Annotated in this window: 17 protein-coding genes and 1 pseudogene; 7 read left to right on the forward strand and 11 right to left on the reverse strand. The window is 73.8% G+C overall.

The window, feature by feature from the left end; all coding sequences use genetic code 11:
* Positions 1-1,035, reverse strand: coding sequence for an aminotransferase class V-fold PLP-dependent enzyme (locus QSK31_RS33245; RefSeq protein WP_285688546.1), 1,035 nt, complete (start codon positions 1,033-1,035; stop codon positions 1-3).
* A 39-nt stretch (positions 1,036-1,074) separates the two neighbouring features.
* Between QSK31_RS33245 and QSK31_RS33250 the strand changes: the two genes are divergently transcribed.
* From QSK31_RS33250 to QSK31_RS33260, 3 genes and pseudogenes are all read left to right on the forward strand, one after another.
* Positions 1,075-1,830 (forward strand): MEDS and STAS domain-containing protein, encoded by a 756-nt coding sequence (locus QSK31_RS33250; protein ID WP_285688547.1) that lies wholly within the window; start codon positions 1,075-1,077, stop codon positions 1,828-1,830.
* Positions 1,827-1,952, forward strand: a pseudogene (locus QSK31_RS33255) (sensor histidine kinase); the annotation flags it as partial. The gene QSK31_RS33250 and the pseudogene QSK31_RS33255, both read left to right, overlap by 4 nt.
* Before the next feature lie 67 nt (positions 1,953-2,019).
* Positions 2,020-2,781, forward strand: coding sequence for an anti-sigma factor RsbA family regulatory protein (locus QSK31_RS33260; RefSeq protein ID WP_285688548.1), 762 nt, complete (start codon positions 2,020-2,022; stop codon positions 2,779-2,781).
* A gap of 101 nt (positions 2,782-2,882) precedes the next feature.
* On the opposite strand, the gene QSK31_RS33265 is transcribed toward QSK31_RS33260, so the two are convergent.
* Positions 2,883-3,809: an SDR family oxidoreductase gene (locus QSK31_RS33265; protein ID WP_285688549.1), complete on the reverse strand. Its 927-nt coding sequence runs from the start codon at positions 3,807-3,809 to the stop codon at positions 2,883-2,885.
* Complete coding sequence (locus QSK31_RS33270; RefSeq protein ID WP_285688550.1) at positions 3,809-4,534, reverse strand: SDR family oxidoreductase; 726 nt, start codon at positions 4,532-4,534, stop codon at positions 3,809-3,811. The genes QSK31_RS33265 and QSK31_RS33270 overlap by 1 nt, the downstream gene beginning before the upstream one ends.
* 84 nt (positions 4,535-4,618) lie before the next feature.
* On the opposite strand from QSK31_RS33270, the gene QSK31_RS33275 reads away from it, so the two are divergent.
* Both QSK31_RS33275 and QSK31_RS33280 read left to right on the forward strand, forming a co-directional pair.
* The gene (locus QSK31_RS33275; RefSeq protein ID WP_285688551.1) at positions 4,619-5,527 is read left to right on the forward strand and encodes a LysR family transcriptional regulator; all 909 of its coding nucleotides are present in this window, start codon (positions 4,619-4,621) and stop codon (positions 5,525-5,527) included.
* A 12-nt stretch (positions 5,528-5,539) separates the two neighbouring features.
* Positions 5,540-7,321 (forward strand): GAF domain-containing SpoIIE family protein phosphatase, encoded by a 1,782-nt coding sequence (locus tag QSK31_RS33280; RefSeq protein WP_285688552.1) that lies wholly within the window; start codon positions 5,540-5,542, stop codon positions 7,319-7,321.
* A gap of 4 nt (positions 7,322-7,325) precedes the next feature.
* Here the strand turns inward: QSK31_RS33280 and QSK31_RS33285 are convergent, their stop codons facing one another.
* From QSK31_RS33285 to QSK31_RS33315, 7 genes are read right to left on the reverse strand one after another with little or no spacing between them, the layout of a single operon-like run.
* Positions 7,326-8,333: a sensor histidine kinase gene (locus tag QSK31_RS33285; RefSeq protein WP_285688553.1), complete on the reverse strand. Its 1,008-nt coding sequence runs from the start codon at positions 8,331-8,333 to the stop codon at positions 7,326-7,328.
* Positions 8,333-9,046 (reverse strand): response regulator transcription factor, encoded by a 714-nt coding sequence (locus QSK31_RS33290; protein WP_285688554.1) that lies wholly within the window; start codon positions 9,044-9,046, stop codon positions 8,333-8,335. Before QSK31_RS33290 ends, QSK31_RS33285 begins: the two co-directional genes overlap by 1 nt.
* Positions 9,039-9,275 (reverse strand): hypothetical protein, encoded by a 237-nt coding sequence (locus tag QSK31_RS33295; RefSeq protein ID WP_285688555.1) that lies wholly within the window; start codon positions 9,273-9,275, stop codon positions 9,039-9,041. Before QSK31_RS33295 ends, QSK31_RS33290 begins: the two co-directional genes overlap by 8 nt.
* Positions 9,272-10,459, reverse strand: coding sequence for a molybdopterin-dependent oxidoreductase (locus tag QSK31_RS33300; protein WP_285688556.1), 1,188 nt, complete (start codon positions 10,457-10,459; stop codon positions 9,272-9,274). Before QSK31_RS33300 ends, QSK31_RS33295 begins: the two co-directional genes overlap by 4 nt.
* Positions 10,432-11,067 (reverse strand): methyltransferase domain-containing protein, encoded by a 636-nt coding sequence (locus QSK31_RS33305; RefSeq protein WP_502873046.1) that lies wholly within the window; start codon positions 11,065-11,067, stop codon positions 10,432-10,434. Before QSK31_RS33305 ends, QSK31_RS33300 begins: the two co-directional genes overlap by 28 nt.
* Complete coding sequence (locus QSK31_RS33310; RefSeq protein ID WP_285688557.1) at positions 11,064-11,651, reverse strand: TIGR04282 family arsenosugar biosynthesis glycosyltransferase; 588 nt, start codon at positions 11,649-11,651, stop codon at positions 11,064-11,066. Before QSK31_RS33310 ends, QSK31_RS33305 begins: the two co-directional genes overlap by 4 nt.
* A 17-nt stretch (positions 11,652-11,668) precedes the next feature.
* Entirely contained in the window at positions 11,669-12,328 is a 660-nt protein-coding gene (locus QSK31_RS33315; protein ID WP_285688558.1) for a glycosyltransferase family 2 protein, read from the reverse strand.
* 114 nt (positions 12,329-12,442) lie between these two features.
* Here QSK31_RS33315 and QSK31_RS33320 point away from each other — a divergent pair, with 114 nt between their 5' ends.
* Entirely contained in the window at positions 12,443-13,492 is a 1,050-nt protein-coding gene (locus tag QSK31_RS33320; protein WP_285688560.1) for an NAD-dependent epimerase/dehydratase family protein, read from the forward strand.
* Between the two features lie 218 nt (positions 13,493-13,710).
* A complete protein-coding gene (locus QSK31_RS33325; protein ID WP_285688561.1) occupies positions 13,711-15,291 on the forward strand; it encodes a glycosyltransferase family protein in 1,581 nt (526 codons plus the stop codon).
* Positions 15,292-15,333: 42 nt separating this feature from the next.
* Here the strand turns inward: QSK31_RS33325 and QSK31_RS33330 are convergent, their stop codons facing one another.
* Positions 15,334-16,872 carry an MFS transporter gene (locus tag QSK31_RS33330; protein ID WP_285688562.1) on the reverse strand — a complete coding sequence of 513 codons (1,539 nt, stop codon included), beginning with the start codon at positions 16,870-16,872 and terminating at the stop codon, positions 15,334-15,336.
* Between the last annotated feature and the right edge of the window lie 71 nt (positions 16,873-16,943).

A 16,943-nucleotide genomic window follows, 5' to 3' on the forward strand; every position in this document is an offset into this window, starting at 1 on the left:
TCAGCCGCGCAGCGCCGCCACGGCCAGGTCCACGTCGGCCTCGGTGCTGTAGACGTGGAAGGACGCCCGCACCCGACCGGCCCGGACCGCGGCGCGGATCCCGGCGGCGGCCAGCTTCTCCTCCGCGCCCGGCGCGTCCACCGTCACGATCGCGCTGTCACCCGGCGGCCGGCCCAGCGCCCCCAGGAACCGGTTGGCCAGGGCGACGTTGTGGTCGCGGATCGCCTCGACGCCGATCTCCTCCAGCAGGGCGATCGCGGGCGCGGCGCCGACCCAGCTGAACCACGCCGGTGACACGTCGAAGCGGCGCGCGTCGTCGGCCAGCCGCATCTCCGGGCCGTAGTACGCGCTGTGCACGTCGGCCCCGGCGTACCAACCGGCGGCGATCGGCCGGATCCGCTCGCGTACCGAAGGATTGAAGTAGGTGAAGGCCGTCCCCCGCGGGCCCATCAGCCATTTGTAACCGGCGACCATCACCACGTCGGCGAGCGACGCGTCGAACGGCAGCCAGCCGCAGGCCTGCGACGCGTCGACGACGATCATCGCCCCGGCTGCCCGCGCCGCCGCCACGATGGCCGGGTAGTCGGCGACCTCGCCGGTGGCCGACTGCACCAGCGAGAACGCGACGACGTCGCACCCGGCGGCCACCGACTCGAGCAGCCGGTCGACCGGCACCGTGCGCACGTCGAGCCGGTCCCGGTGCACCATCCAGGGGAACAGGTTCGAGGTGAACTCGATCTCCGGCGCCACCACCCGGGCGCCGTCCGGGACCGACGCGGCGACCGGGGCGAGCATCTGCGAGAGCTGCGAGCCGACGGCGACGTCGCCGCTCGGCACCCCGACCAGGCGGGCGAATCCGGCCCGGGCGGCTTCGGTCGACTCGCCCCACCCTTCCCAACTGGTGACGCCGCCCCGCCAGTCGGCGAGGGCCGCCTGCATCGCGTCCCAGCCGGGTTGCGGTGGGAGACCGTAACTCGCCGTGTTCAGCCAGCCGGGCACGGGACTCCAGAGGTGCTGCGCTTCATCGATCTTCACCAGGTCGAGTCTGCACCCTGACTCGGTTAAGCTCGGCTCGTGACGCACGAACACGTGTGCTTCTCCTACGACGACGACTCCGACCTGTACGCACGCGCGCAGTCCTTCCTGGCCGACGGCGCCGCAGCCGGCTGTCAGCTGTGGTGGATCGGTGACTTGCCGCCGCCGGCGGGCTACGTGACCACCGCCGTCTCGATCAGTGCCGCCTACCCGGGCAACGCGGTGATCGATCCCGAGGCGCAGCTCCGGCAGTACGCGAAGGTCACGAGCGCGGCGGTCGCCGCGGGATTCACCGGCCTGCGGGTGGTCGCTCAGGCGACACCCCTGGTGCGTACGCGTGAGCAACTGGACGCCTTCGCCCGGTACGAACTCCTGATCGACCGCTACATGGCGACGCACCCGTTCTCGGCGATCTGCGCCTACGACCGCCGCGAGCTGGACTCCTCGGCCATCGACGAGCTGGCCTGCCTGCACCCCGACACCAACGCGCCGGTGCCGTTCCACCTGCACGGCTGCCCGCCCGACGGCGGCGCCGCGGCGCTCACCGGCGAGCTGGACATGACCACCGACGAGCTGTTCGAGGTCACCCTGGGACGGCTCAGCTTCCCCGGCGATGACGAGGTGGTGCTGGACGCCACCGGCCTGCGCTTCGCCGACCATCGCGCGCTGTGGCGGATGAACCGGTGGGCCGCCGAGCACGACCGGCACCTGGTGCTGCGCGGAGCGGGCCGCGCGACCGCCCGGGTCGTGGACCTGATGGACCTGCCGCGCCTGCATGTGGAGGCAATTGCATGAGGACCGGCGCAGCCCGGGATCACCGGGGCTATTTCCACGAGGCCCTCTACTACTCGTCCGACGAGGAACTGCTCGCCGTGCTCGTCCCGTTCCTGACCGGGGGCGCGGCGGCCGGGGAGCCCACCCTGGTCGCGCTCGGCGAACGCAACGCCGAGCTGGTGCGTTCGGCGCTGCCCGCCGGGCACGGCGGTGGAGTTCGCGACCGGCGGCGACATGTACGCCCGGCCGGCCGCCGCGATCCGCTCCTACCGGCAGTTGCTCGCCGATCACGTGGCGGCCGGCGCCGGCCAGATCCGGATCATCGGCGAGCTGCCCGCGTCCGCGTTCGGCCCCACCTGGGACAGCTGGATGCGCTACGAGTCGGCGATCAACCACGCGTACGACGACTTCCCGCTGTGGAGCATGTGCGCGTACGACCGGCGGACGACGCCCGCGGCGATGCTGGCCGACGTGGACCGGACCCACCCGCGTCAGGCCCGCCCCGACGGCACGCACCCGGCGATCGAGGCGTACGCCGACCCGGAGTCGTACCTGGCCGGGATGCGCCCGGCCCCGCCTGACCCGCTGCAGCTCACACCGCCCGTCGCGGACCTGGCCGACCCGTTGCCGGGGCGGGCCCGCGATGCCGTCCGGGCCGCCGGCCACGAGGGGATCAGCCGCGACGAGATCGAGGACCTGGTCGTCGCGGTCAGCGAGGTGGTCACCAACGCGATGCTGTACGGCCGGGCGCCGATCCGGATGCGCGTCTGGTCGGGCCCGGACCGCGTCGTGGCCGAGGTCACCGACACCGGTCCGGGGCCCAAGGACCCGTTCGCGGGACTGTTGCCGATCGGCCCCGAGGGCCCGGGCGGGCGCGGGCTGTGGATCGTCAACCAGTCGTGCAACCACGTGACGATGGCCCGCGACCCGGACGGTTTCACCCTGCGCCTGACCGCCGGCGTCCCGCACTGAGGCGAGCGGCCCGCAACTGCGGGTACTGCTGCTCCGGGACGTTGGTGGCCGGCCGGGCCGGGAACCGGCCCGGCTCTCCGGGACACCCCGAGGAGAGATTGTCAGAGGCTGGCGTGCTGGGGCAGCAGCTCGGCGATGCCGATGCGGTGGTAGAACTCGGCGCGGATCCGGTCGCTGACCGCCGAGACCACCTCGCTGCCGTCGCGGGTCGGGTCGATGTGCGTGCGGAAAGGTCGTTGTCCCGCGGGCAGCCCGACGACCCGGACGATCTCCTCGGCGACCTCGTCCACGCCCCGGCCCTCCGGGAAGATGCCGGCGAGGCTTGCGGCCATGCCGTCCCGCAGCTTGCCGTAGAGCTCGTCGTACTCGGCGGAACGCGGCTCGTCGGCCGGTGAACCGGCGTGGGCGAAGTGGTTGGTGCCGCTGGGGTAGGCGCCGGGCACCACGATGGTGGTGTCGATGCCGAACCTGATCACCTCGGCGGCGTAGCTCTCGGCCATCGCGTCCATGCCGGCCTTCGCCGCGAAGTACGGCGCGAGGAACGGCGGGTGGCCGCCACGGGTGCTCGAGCTGCCCACCCAGACGAGCAGGCCGGACCGCTGGCGGCGCAGGACCGGCAGGGCGGCCCGGTTGACCCGCTGGGTGCTGAGCACGTTGATGTCGTACAGCTCGGCGAGTTGCTCCGGCGCGAACGCCTCGGCGGGACCGAGCATCATGTGACCGGCGTTGTGCACGACCACGTCGAGGCGGTCCTGCTCGGCGACGATGCGCTCGATCGCGGCGTCGACCGAGGCCTGATTCTGCACGTCCATCTCGATGCCACGCACGTCGATGCCCTCGGCCGCCGACTTCTCGCGCAGGTCGGCGACGCGCGGGGCGTTGCGGCCGGCGGTGGCGCGCATCCCGGCGTACACGGTGTGCCCGGCCCGGGCGAGCGCGACGGCGGCGAGGTTGCCGAAGCCGCTGGACGCGCCGGTGACCACGATCGTCGACGGCTTCAGAGTCGATGGCTCCAGAGTCGCCGGCATCAGACCAGCCCTCCGTTGGCGCGCAGAACCTGCCCGTTGACCCAGTGCCCGTCCTTGCTCGCGAGGAACGCGACCACGCCGGCGATGTCGTCCGGCTGGCCGAGGCGCTCCAGCGGGACGGCCTGGGCGAGGGTGTTCACCTGCTCCTCGCTCTTGCCGTCCAGGAACAGGTCGGTGGCGGTCGGGCCGGGCGCCACCGCGTTGACGGTCACGTCGCGGCCGCGCAGCTCGCGGGCCAGGATCAGGCTCAGGCCCTCGACGGCGCTCTTGCTGGCCACGTACGCCCCGTAGGTGGGAATCCGGGTGCCGACCACCGACGTGGAGAAGTTGATGATCGCGCCGCCGGGGCGCAGCCGCCGCGCGGCGAGCTGGTCCACGACGAAGGTGCCGCGGATGTTCGTCCGGTAGATCCGGTCGAGCACGTCGAGGTCGAGGTCCGCGATCGGGGACAGCGACATGACGCCTGCCGCGTTCACCAGCACGTCCACCCCGCCGAACTCGGACTCGGCCCGGTCGAACACGGCCGCCATGGCCTGCTCGTCGCCGACGTCGCCGGCCACCGCGATCCCGGTGCCGCCGGCTTCCCGTACCTCGGCGACGGCCTTGTCGGCCTCGTCGGAGCGGGACGCGTAGTTGATCACCACCGCGAACCCGTCCCGGGCGAGACGCACCGCGGACGCCCGGCCGATGCCCCGCGAACCTCCGGTTACCACTGCGACCTTCATGACTGTCTCCCTCTGCTGATTGGCTTCGTCCCCCACGATGCCCGGGATTGCCCGCGCGCGCCATGCATAAGTAGCATTCCAACTATGCACCGCACGCAACTGGAGAACGTCGACCTGAACCTGCTCCCGGCGCTGGCCGCGCTGCTGGACGAGCGGCACATCTCGCGCGCCGCCGAACGCACCGGGCTGAGCCAGTCGGCGATGAGCCGGGCCCTGCAACGGCTGCGCCGCACCCTCGGCGACGCCCTGCTGGTCCGTGACCCCGGTGGCTACCGCCTGACCCCGCGCGCCGAGCGCCTCCGCGAGCAGGTCGCCGCGGTGGTCCCCCGGTTGGGTGCGATCTTCCTCGCCGAGACGTTCGACCCGGCCGCGCTGAGCCAGACCATCCGGCTCAGCGGCAGCGACTACACGGTCGCCGTGCTCGGCATCCCGCTCCAGCGGCGGCTGCTCACCGAGTCGCCGCAGTCGGTCGTGCGGTTCCACTCCTGGCACGAGAGCACCTTCGAGGAGCTCGGCCGCGGCGGCCTGGACCTGACCTTCTACGGCGCCCAGGCGCCCGAGCCGCTGCACAGCACGGCCCTGTTCGAGGACCGGTTCGTCTGCGTCCTCGCCGATACCCATCCGCTGGCCGGCGCCGAGGCGCTCGACCTGGCCGCCTACCTCACCTGCCGGCACGTGGTCATCGACATCACCGACGGCAGCCAGCCCGCCGTCGACCAGATCCTGGCCGGCCGCGGCACGCCCCGCGAGGTCGGCTCGACCATCCCGTTCCACGCCGTCGCGCCGCACGCGCTGCCCGGCACCGACCTGGTGCTCACCTTCCCCGAGCGGCTCGCCGCGGTGTTCGCCGACCTGCCCGGCCTGCGCGTCGTCGCCGCTCCGCCGGAGATCGGCACGATGACCTACCGGATGGCGTGGCACCCCCGGCTGGACTCCGACCCGGCACACCGCTGGCTGCGCGATTCCGTCCGCACCGTCGCCCGGGATCTGTGAGAACGTGGCCCCATGACCACGGACGACGTCGACGCCGCACTGCGGGCGACGGGCCGCCTCGATGCGCTCGGCCGGATCGGGCTGGACGCGGCGGCCGATCCGACGTTCGACCGTTTCGCGCAGATGGTCCGCCATGTGATCGGCGCGCCGGTCGCCCTGGTGACGCTCGTCGACCCGGAGCGCCAGTTCTTCCCCGGCGCCTGCGGCCTCGGCGACCCGTGGCAGCAGCTCCGGCAGACGCCGCTGTCGCACTCGTTCTGCCAGCACGTCGTGGCCACCGCCGAGCCGTTGATCATCACCGACGCCCGGACCGACCCCCGGGTCGCCGGCAACCTCGCGATCGACGATCTGGGGGTGATCGGTTACGCCGGGATGCCGCTCACCGACGCGGACGGCAATGTGCTCGGGTCGCTGTGCGCCATCGACACCGAGCCTCGCGAGTGGACCTCGGAGGAACTCGGCCTGCTGTCCGACCTGGCCGCCGCCTGCTCAGACAGCCTGCGGCTGCGCATCGCCACGCGACGCGCCGAGACCGCCGAGCGGATCGCGGTCGCCGCGCACTCCCGCGCCGGGGCCGCGTACGACCGCAGCCAGCTCCTGCTGCGGGCCAGCGCGGCACTGGCCGACACCACCAGCTTCGACGACGTGCTCGCCACCCTGCGCCACCTGGCGATCGGCACGCTCGACCCGGCCCACGTCGGCGTCTTCCTGCTCGAGCCGGCCAACGACCAGGCCACCTCGTACGCCGACGAGGAACTGCCCGCGGACCTGGCCGACCGGTGGGCCGACCACCACCGCGCCGGCCGGTCCCCCGCGGCGGTCGCGGCCGGCACCGGCGCGCTGGTGCTGCTCTCCGACCCGGCCGCGGTCAGCGCGGCGGCGCCCGAGGTGGCCGAGACGATGGCGGCCCTCGGCTGGCAGTCCGCGGCGAGCGCTCCGCTGCCCGGCCCGGGCGGCGCGATCGGGGCACTCACCTTCGCCTGGAAACAGCCGCACGCGCTCGACACCGCCGAGCAGGCCCTGCTGGCCGCCCTCGCCGGCCACGTCGCCCGGGCGATCGACCGGGCACACGTCTTCGACGACCGCCGCGCCGCCGCCGAAACCCTGCAGAAGGCCCTGCTCACGTCGCCTCCGGCCGTCGACGGCCTCCGGCTCGCCACCCGGTACGAGGCGGCCCACCACGCGGACTACGTGGGCGGGGACTGGTACGACGTGATCGCCGTCGACCGCACCCGGCTGGCCCTGGTCATCGGCGACGTCACCGGTCACAGCGTGGAGGCCGCCGCCGGCATGAGCCAGTACCGCAGCCTGCTCCGCGGCCTGGTCATCGACCGTCACGAGCCGCCCTCCGCGCTGCTCCGGCGGCTCGAGCGGACCACCCGCGCGCTCGGCGGCCTCGGCATGGCCACCGTGATCCTGGCCTACCTCGACGAGGCCCCGTCCGGCGGTTACACCCTGACCTGGTCCAACGCGGGTCACCCGCCGCCGATCCTGCTGCACCCCGGCAGCGAGGCCGAGACCCTGCCCGGCCGCGATCCCCTGCTCGGCGCGCTGCGCAAGGTGTCCCGCACCAACCACACCCGGGTCCTGCCGGCCGGCGCCCGCCTGCTCCTGCACACCGACGGCCTGATCGAGACCCGCACCCGGCCCCTGGACGAGGGCTTCGCCGAGCTGCGGCGCCGGCTCACCGCCCACCGGCACGCCGACCTGGAGGAACTCGCGGACCGCCTCCTCGAGCCGGTCGGCGGACCGGTCCGGGAGGACGACGCCGCCATCCTCATCGTGGCCACCTGAGAGGTCAGGCAGCGGGGAGGCGCACCTCGAAGCGGCAGCCGCCGGCGACGTTGCGCACGCCGACGCGACCGCCGTGCGCCTCGACCAGCCCGCGCACGATGGCCAGGCCGAGGCCACCACCGGCCGCGGTGGACGGGGTCCGGGCACGCTCGCCGCGGAACGCCACGTCGAAGACCCGCCCGAGGTCGTCCGCCGGGATGCCACCGCAGCTGTCCGAGACCGCCAGCCACACATCGTCGCGGTCGAGCCCGGCGGCGATGTGAACGGTCCCGTCGGCCGGCGTGTACCGGACCGAGTTGATCAGCAGGTTGCGGACCACCCGGGCGAGTTCCGGCTCGCCGGCCCGGACCACCGGCCAGCCGGTCTCCGGCGCGAGAACGGTGATCCGGCGGCTGGCGGCCAGCGGCGCCACCCCGGCGATCGCGTCCGACACCACGTCGTGCAGCGGCACCGCGGTCGGGATCAGGCGCAGGGCGCCGGCGTTGATCCGGGACAGCTCGAACAGGTCGTCGACGAGCTGCGTCATCCGGCCGGTCTCGACCCGGATCCGCCGGTGGTACTCGGCGGCGGTGGCCGGATCGGCGACCACGCCGTCCTCCAGCGCCTCGGCCATCGCGCGCAGGCCCGCCAGCGGCGTACGCAGATCGTGCGAGACCCAGGCGACCAGGTCGCGTCGCCCCGCCTCGAGCCGGCGCTCACGCTCCCGGGCCGCCCGCGCCCACATCGCGGCGGCGGCCAGCCGCCGGCCGAACAGCCCCCCGACGAGCAGGCTGACCACGGCCGAGGCGGCCACCGTGACGAGCACGACGCGCAGGTCGTGCCCGGACAGGAACATGGCGTACGCGACCACGGCCACGCCCGCGACCACGGCGAGGACGGTGACGGCGAGCAGCACCAGGATGTGCACCAGCACGGACCGGCCGCGCAGCAGCCGCAGAACCACGGCGCCGGCCCCGGCGACCGCGGTGCCGGCCAGCAGCGCGTAGAGGCCGATCAGCAGCATGTCGCCCATCAGACGGCCGCCTCGTAGCGGTAGCCGACGCCCCAGACGGTGAGGATGCGGGTCGGCGCGGCGGGATCCGGTTCGATCTTCTCGCGCAGCCGCCGCACGTGGACGGTGACCGTGGACTGGTCGCCGAACTGCCAGCCCCACACCTTGCCGAGCAGATCGGTCCGGGACCAGGCCCGGCCCGGGTTGCGCAGCAGGAAGGCGAGCAGGTCGAACTCGCGTCCGGTCAGAGCCAGCGGCTCACCGGCCAGGGACGCGGTCCGCCGGGCGGTGTCGGCGGTCAGGGCGCCGTCGGACAGCACCGCCGGCGCGTCCGGGTCGTCGGCCGGGGCGCCGCTGCGGCGCAGCACCGACCGGATCCGCAGGACGAGCTCGCGCGGCGAGAACGGCTTGGTCACGTAGTCGTCGGCGCCGACCTCCAGGCCGAGCACCCGGTCGGCCTCCTCACCGAGCGCGGTCAGCATCACCACCGGCAGCTCCGGATGCTGCCGGCGGACCCGGCGGCACACCTCGATGCCGTCGATGCCCGGCATCATCAGGTCGAGCACCACCAGGTCGGGCCGGTGCGCGGCGATCGCGGCCAGGCCGTCGGCGCCGTCCGCGGCCAGCACCACGGCATAGCCGGCCTGTTCCAGATAGCGGCGCACGACGTCGCTCACCGTCCGGTCGTCATCGACCACCAGTACCTGATGTCCCACGCACGCCACGCTACCCATTGCCGGGGCCCGGAGTGCTTTCCGGAGTCTTACGGTTCCTCATGCGCGCCACCAGGGTGGTCACCGCCAGCAACGCCGGCATCCACAGCGCGTCGTGGGCGACCAGCACGACGGCGAGGAAGATCAAGACCCCGGCCAGGCGGATGTCCGGGTCGGTGAGCAGGCCCAGCACGGCGTGGACCAGACCGGCTACGCCGGCCACGATCAGCAGGGTACGCACGCGGGTCACGTCTCCTCCCGTACGGTGATCCGCCCGACCCACTTGGTCTGCAGCACGCCGGGCCGGTTGGGGGCGATGAGCCGGGCGGGGTAACCGTGGTCGGCGTGCAGCACCTCGCCACGCAGCCGCAACGCGATCAGGGTCAGCGGGTCGCGGACGTGTTCCGGCGCGACGACCGACGTCCGGTAACGGCCACCGGCCTGCACCGACTCGACCTCGGCCACCGCCCGGTCCGGGTCGGCGCCGGCCATCGCGACAAGGTCTCGCAGCCGCACGCCGCTCCAGGTCGCGGTGGAACTCCACCCCTCGACGCAGGCGATCGGCAGGATGGCGGCATGCTGCGGCAGGGCGTTCAGCGCGGCCAGGTCGAGGCTGAGCTCGCCGCCGGGTCCGGCCAGGATGATCCGGTACGCGGGGTCGTCGATCAGTGGCAGCACTCCCGCCGCGGCGGCGGTCTTGTTCACCGGCAGACCCTGCGGGCCGTCGCCCGGGCGGCGGGGTGCGAGCAGCGCGACCGGGGCGAGCGGCCGCACCGTCTGGCCGGCGGTGAACAGGGTGATCAGCCCGGCGGCCGCGCCCACGCCGAGCAGCAGCCTGCGCCGGTCCTTGGACAGCCCCTCCGTCCGCCGTGGCCGCGTGCCGACGTGGATCAGCATCGCACCGATCAGGAGCCAGCCGATCCAGTAGTGAGCGGCGGTGAAGAAGAACGGCATCAACCCGTACTTCTGGAAGATGTTGAGGATGCCGCTGACCACCTGGAAGAGGGACGCGGCGACGAGCAGGGCCACCGCGCCGCGCTCGGCGGCGTGCGCGACCGTCCGCGCCGGCGGCCAGGCGAACAGGCGGGGATAGACCGACCACAGCTTGGCCACGAGCAGCGGCGCCGAGGCGAGACCGGTGATCACGTGCAGGCCCTGGGTGACCTGGTAGAGGCGTACCGGGCGGGACGGCCACCAGAACCATCCGGGCGGATGCTGGATCACGTGGCTGAGCAGCCCGGTGAGGAAGCAGATGCCGAACGCCAGGCCGAGCCACAGCCCGAGGCGGGCGGTCAGGGCGGTGGACCGGCGCCCGGAACGGAAGAAACCGGGCCGCCACGGTCCACGCCGATAGCGTTCCGGAGGCGCGGGCAGCGGGGCGAGCCAGTAGCGCCTCAGGCGGGCCTTCATCGCGGCGTCAGGGTGGCGAACCATCGCCCGGCCTCCGTCCAGGTCCGCACCACCCGCAGGGCGGACGTCGCCGCCAGGTCGCCCAGGTCGTCGGCGGCCACCGCGGCCCACGCGATCGTGGCCGCCTCGGCGCCGTGGTGCGCGGTCGCCGGGCCGGCCCAGCTCGGGGTGCCCGGCGGGGCGAGCTCGAGGTGCAGCCGGCCCTTCGCGGCGAGCAGGCTCCGGCAGCGGCGCAGCAGCCGGGGCGGGTCGCCGCCGATGCCGATGTTGCCGTCCGCGAGAAGCAGATGCGCCCACCGGCCGGTGTCCGGCAGCGGCCCGAAGACGTCCCGTTGCAGGGCCACCGCACCGCGGCGGCGGGCCAGGCGGACGGCCGCGGCGCTGACGTCGATGCCGAGGGCGGCCAGGCCGGCGGCGGCCAGCGCGGCGGTCAGGCGGCCCGGGCCGCAGCCCACGTCCAAGGTCGGCCCGGTGCAGGCGGCGAGCAGGGTCGAGTCGCCCGGAACGTCGTCGCGGCACCACATCGCCGGGTCGAGAACCACTCCGCCGCCGGGCCCGTGCACCGCGAACGAGGCCGGGACGTCAGCCTCGGCCCGGCGGAAGACCGCGTCGAAGACGGCCGCCGCGCTCATCCGGCGGCCGCCACGGCCCGGGCGAACCGGCTGTGCGGCGGGCAGGCCGCGGCGACCTCGAGCGCGTCGCCGGCCGTGTCCACATCGCGCAGCACCGGCAGCGTGACGACGCTCAAACCCTTGTGCAGCAACGCTTCCAACGTCAGGGCACCGGTCTCCGGGGTGGACGTCGGTATGTCGCGCAGCACGTCGGCGTACGCCTCGCGCCGCAGGCCCAGCGCCCACCAGCCACCGTCCGCGGCCGGGCCGAACACCGCATCCGCCCGGGTCAGCGCCCGCAGGGCCCGGTCGAGGTGCGCGGCGGTCAGCTGGGGGGTGTCCATGCCGACCAGCACGGCCGGCGCCTCGGCGAACGCGTCGGCCAGCCGCTCCCCCAGCGGCCCACCGCTTTGCGGGCGCGTGATCCAGCCCGGCGGCGGCGGGTAATCGCCGTCGATCACGAGCACCCGTTCGGTGGCGGCCGACTCGCCGACCACGTCGAGGGTGTCGGCCAGCGCCGCGGCCGCCAGCCCGGCCGCCTGCTCCGGCGTCCACGGTGGACAGAGACGGGTCTTCACCCGGCCCGGCACCGGAGCTTTCGCCATGACAAGCACCCGGCCGGTCATCGGGCCAGCACCGCGCTCATGTCCCGCACCGCGCGAACCGTGCCGCGCACCGTCCCGGTCACCTTGGAGCGGGTGCCGGCCGCGCGGTCGTGGTAGTCGACGTCCACCTCGACCACCGGCCACCCGGCCCGGCCGACGGCGATCAGCAACTCCAGCGGATAGCCGAAGCGGCGGTCGCGCAGATCCAGGGCGAGCAGGTCGTCACGGCGGAAAGCACGCATCGCGCCGATGTCGTGCACCGGCAGTCCGGCGGTCCGGCGCAGTCGCCACGCCAGCGCCGCGTTGGCCATCCGCGCGTGCGCCGGCCACACGCCCCGGGCCACCGGCCGGCGCCGTCCCACGGCGAGCCGGGCCTCACCCCGCCGCACCGGGCCGGCCACCCGGACCAGCTGCGCCGGGTCGAACGAGCCGTCGGCGTCCATCACGCAGACCACGCCGTCGTCCGGGTCGGCCGCCACGATCCCGGCGTGCACGGCGGCGCCGTAGCCCGGCTCGGCCACCGCGATCACCACCGCGCCGTACGCGCGGGCCACCTCGGCCGTGCCGTCGGTCGAGCCGTTGTCCACCACGATCGGCCGATAGCCGCGCGGCATCCCGCTCAGCAGGCCGGGCAGGGCACGAGCCTCGTCCCGGCAGGGCAGCACCACATCGCTCATGCCCCGGAAAGTTAATGGCAGTAACGCCGGAAAGGCCTTACGCGGAAATGACGAACCCTTACCGAATGATGACGTCCGCTGTTTCCGCCCCTCCGCGCTCCTACTGTCGGCACCATGACCCATGTGCTCGTGACCGGCGGCGCCGGTTTCATCGGTTCGCATGTCGTGACGGCTCTGCTCGCGGCCGGCCACGACGTGACCGTCATCGACTCCGGAAACCCCGCGGCCCACTCCGGGCCGTTGCCGGTCCAGGTCGCAGGTCTTCCGGTACGCCGGATGGACGTGCGCGACCGCACGGCGGTGGCCGAGGCGCTGACCGGAGTGGACGCCGTCGTGCACCAGGCGGCAATGGTCGGGCTCGGCGTCGACCTCGACGACCTGCCCGAGTACGTGGGATGCAACGATCTCGGCACGGCGGTGCTGCTCGCCGAGATGGCCCGCGCCGGGGTCCTGCGGCTGGTGCTGGCCAGCTCCATGGTGGTGTACGGCGAGGGCGCGTACACCTGCGAGCGGCACGGACCGGTGCGCCCGGCCGCCCGCGAGCGGTCCGAGCTGGACGCCGGCCGCTTCGAGCCCGCCTGCCCACGCTGCGGCGCGGCCCTCACCTCGGACCGGGTGGACGAGGACGCGCCGCTCGACCCGCGCAGCGTCTACGCGGCCACGAAGGTCGCGCAGGAGCACCTCAGCGCCGCATGGGCCAGGCAGACCGGCGGAGCGGTGACCGCGCTGCGCTACCACAACGTGTACGGCCCCGGGATGCCCCGCGACACGCCGTACAGCGGGGTGGCGGCGATCTTCCGGTCCGCGCTCCAGGCCGGACGCGCACCGCGGGTGTTCGAGGACGGCGCCCAGCAACGCGACTTCGTCCACGTCCGCGACGTGGCGGCGGCCAACGTCGCGGCCCTGGCCGACATCACCCCCCGCTCCGGGTTCCGCGCCTACAACGTGGCGTCCGGCCGTCCCGCCACGATCGGAGCGATGGCCGGAGCCCTCGCCACGGCCGCGGGCGGACCGGCGCCGGTGGTCACGGGCGAGTTCCGGCTGGGCGACGTCCGGCACGTGGTGGCCTCGCCCGCTCGCGCCGCCACCGAGCTGGGCTTCACCGCGGCCGTCCACCTCGCCGACGGCATGGCCGAGTTCGCCACCGCCCCGCTCCGCGGATGACGGTCCGCCGGCCCGAGGGGAAAACCCCCGACGCCACCTCACGCGAGACGCCCCGCTCCTCCCGGCCGACCCCGCCCCGCTCCTCCCGGCCGACCGCGCGCTTCTTCAATCCGGCAGCGCGCCTCCTCCGGCGGCGTGGCGCACTTCCTCCGGCGGCCGGCACCACCCGATTCCGGCGCCCCACGTCGCGCGGCGATGTGGGCTTTGCCGCGGGGGCGATGGGGCTGTTCGTCGTCGCGGCGGTCGTCGGCGGGCTGTTGTGGCTGGCCGGGCGGCCGGTGCACGCGAGCGCGGCGCCGCTGTTCGCGCATTGGCGCCCGCACGTCGGGCCGGGCACCGTACCCGCGGTCCTGATCGCTCTGCTGGTCTGCCGCTACGGCGCCGAGCTGTCCCGGCGGCTGCCGTGGCGTCGGCTCTGCCTGGCCGCCTATGGCACGGCGGTCGCCTGGATCACCGCGCTGGCGCTGATCGACGGCTGGGATCGCGGTGTCGCCGGCCGCCTCACCACCCGGTTCGAATATCTGCACGAGGTCCCCGGCGTCACCGACATCCCGGCGATGCTGCGCGGCTTCAGCGACCGCATCCTCGACTTCCAGCCCGATTCCTGGACCACTCATGTGGCCGGCCACCCGCCGGGCACCCTGCTGATCTTCGTAGCCCTCGACCGGATCGGCCTGTCCGGCGGTGGCTGGGCGGCCGTCACGTGCATCCTGGCCGGCGCATTGGTCGCCGTAGCCGTGCCGCACACCGTCCGCCAGCTCGGCACGGACGAGGCCGCTCGAGCGGTCGTCCCGTTCCTGGTCCTGTTCCCCGGCGCGGTCTGGATCGGGGTATCCGCCGACGGCCTGTTCGCCGGGATCACCGCGACCGGCATCGCCCTGCTGGCCGCCGGGGTCCGGCGCCGCTCACCGGTCCGGCTCGCCGGCGCCGGCTTGATCCTGGGCCTCGGCTGCTACCTGTCCTATGGTCTGATCCTGATGACCCCGATCGCCCTGGCGGTCCTGTTCCTCGGGCGGCCCCTTCCGCGGCAATCCGATCAGGTCGCCGCGGGATCCGATCAAATCGGCGCGGGGTCCGATCAGGTCGCCGCGGGGCCCGATCAGATCGGCGCGGGGCCCGGTCAGATCGACGCAAGGCCCGGTCAGATCGGCGCGGCGTCCGACGAAGCCCGGGCCGGCCACGTGCCCTCCGCCGCCCGCGCACGCGCCGCCTGGACCGGCCCGGCGCTCGCCGCCGCCTGGGCAACCGCCGGAGCTGCGATCGTGGTGGCGGCGTTCACCGTCGCCGGTTTCGACTGGCTAGCCGGATACCACCTCGTGGTCGAGCGCTATTACCAGGGCGTCGCGTCGCACCGCCCGTACACGTATTGGATCTGGGCGAACCTGGCCATCGTCCTCGCGGTCGCCGCGGGTCCGGCCGCAACCGTCATCCTGCGCCGCGCCGCGGCGACCACCCGCCCGCGCGACCTGCACCGCTCCGCCGGACCGCTGCCGACCCCCGCCGGACCGCTGCCGACCCCCGCCGGACCGCTGCTGACCTCGGCCGGACGGCTGCTGACCTCCGCCGGACCGAGGCTGACCTCGGCCGGGCCGCTGCTGACCATCGCGGCCGCCGCGGCCATCCTCGCCGCCGACCTGTCCGGCTACAGCAAGGCCGAGGTGGAACGCATCTGGCTGCCCTTCACGGTCTGGCTGCCCGCCGCGGCCGCCCTGCTCCCGGCCGACCGCCGCCGAGCCTGGCTCGTCGTCCAGGCCGCGGTGGCGCTCCTCGTCAACCATCTGCTGCTGACGACCTGGTGATCCGCGGTTCAGCGTGACCGTCAGTCGTGCCGGGCTCGGCGGTCAGCCGGGCGCACCGGCGCGAGGCGCGGCACCGGGCGAGCCGCCCCCTGGCGCGACGGCGTCAGAGGAGGCAGCGTCACGGGAGGCAGCGTCCGGAGAGGCGGAATCCGGAGAAGCGGAGTCCCGAGAAGCCGGCTCGGCGGTCACCTTGTCCGCGGAGCTGGGGATCAGGCCGGCCAGCAGTACCATCACGGCGGCCACCAGCAGCATGCCGATGAAGATGCGGTGCACGGCGTCGGTCAGGCGGGCCGGGTCGACCGTGTCGCCGCCGACCACCGCGTTGGCGATCGCGCCGAAGACCGCCGCGCCCAGGGCGCTGCCCAGCGAGCGGAGGAAGATGTTGTTCGCGGTCACCACGCCCCGCTCGGACCAGCCGACGCTGGACTGCGCGGCGATCAGCGTGGGCGCCGCCGTCAGGCCCATGCCCAGGCCGATGACCAGGCAGTAGGCGCCCACCTCGTAGACCGACGACTGCTGATCGAGCAGCAGCAACAGCGCGACCCCGCCGACCACCAGCGACGAACCGATCAGGGCGCAGCCCCGGAAGCCGAATCGCAGGTAGACCCGGCCGGCCTGGCTGGCGGAGATCGGCCAGCCGATGGTGAGCGCGCCCAGGGCGAGACCGGCCACCAGCGGGCCGGTGCCTAGCGCTTCCTGGGCGTACACGGGAATGTAGGAACTGAGGCCGAGCAAGATCGCGCCGACGCCCACCGCCAGGAAGCCGCTGCTGACCAGGAGCCGGCGCCGGAAGATCCACAGCGGGAGCACCGGGTCGGGCGCGGAGCGCTCGACGAGGCCGAACGTCACCAGCAACGCCACGCCGACGCCGAGGACCGCGATGCTGATCGGCGAATCCCACGCCCACGCCTGGCCGCCCTCCAGCACGCCCAGGATGACCAGGGTGAGACCGGCCGTGAGCAGGGCGGCGCCGCGGTAGTCGACGGCCGGGCGCCGGCGTTCCACCCGCTCCTGGAAGCGGCGCAGGATCATCGTGCCGGCCAGCAGGCAGATCGGGATGTTGACGAAGAAGATCCACCGCCACGACACGTACTCGGAGAACACCCCGCCGAGCGTCGGGCCGACCACCGAGGCGACGCCCCACACGCTGGCCACGTACCCCTGGACCTTGGCCCGCTCGCGGACCGAGTAGAGGTCGCCGATGATCGTGATCGTGGTCGGCATGATCGCGCCGGCGCCGAGGCCCTGCAGCACCCGGAACACGATCAGCGGCACGATGCTCCAGGCCACCCCGCACAGGATCGAGCTGAGCAGGAACAAACCGATGCCCCAGAGGATCACCGGTTTGCGGCCGAACAGGTCGTTGAGCTTGCCGTAGATCGGCACCGACACGGCCTGGGCCAGCAGGTAGACGGAGAACAGCCAGGGGAACTCGGTGAAGCCACCGATGTCGGCGACGATCGACGGCACCGCGGTCGCGATGATCGTCGAGTCGATGGCGATGAGGCCGGTGGAGAGCATCACCGCGAGCAGGACCGGCCCGCGTTCGGAGCGCAGGCCGACATTGTTCTCCGTCACCATGAAGGCCTACCCCACCGGAGGGCCCGGCACGCGGCTCGCGGGGTGAGAAGAGTGCGAGATCACGTCGGTAT

Origin of the sequence: Actinoplanes sp. NBRC 103695 (genome assembly GCF_030269485.1) — a bacterium.
GTDB lineage: Bacteria > Actinomycetota > Actinomycetes > Mycobacteriales > Micromonosporaceae > Actinoplanes.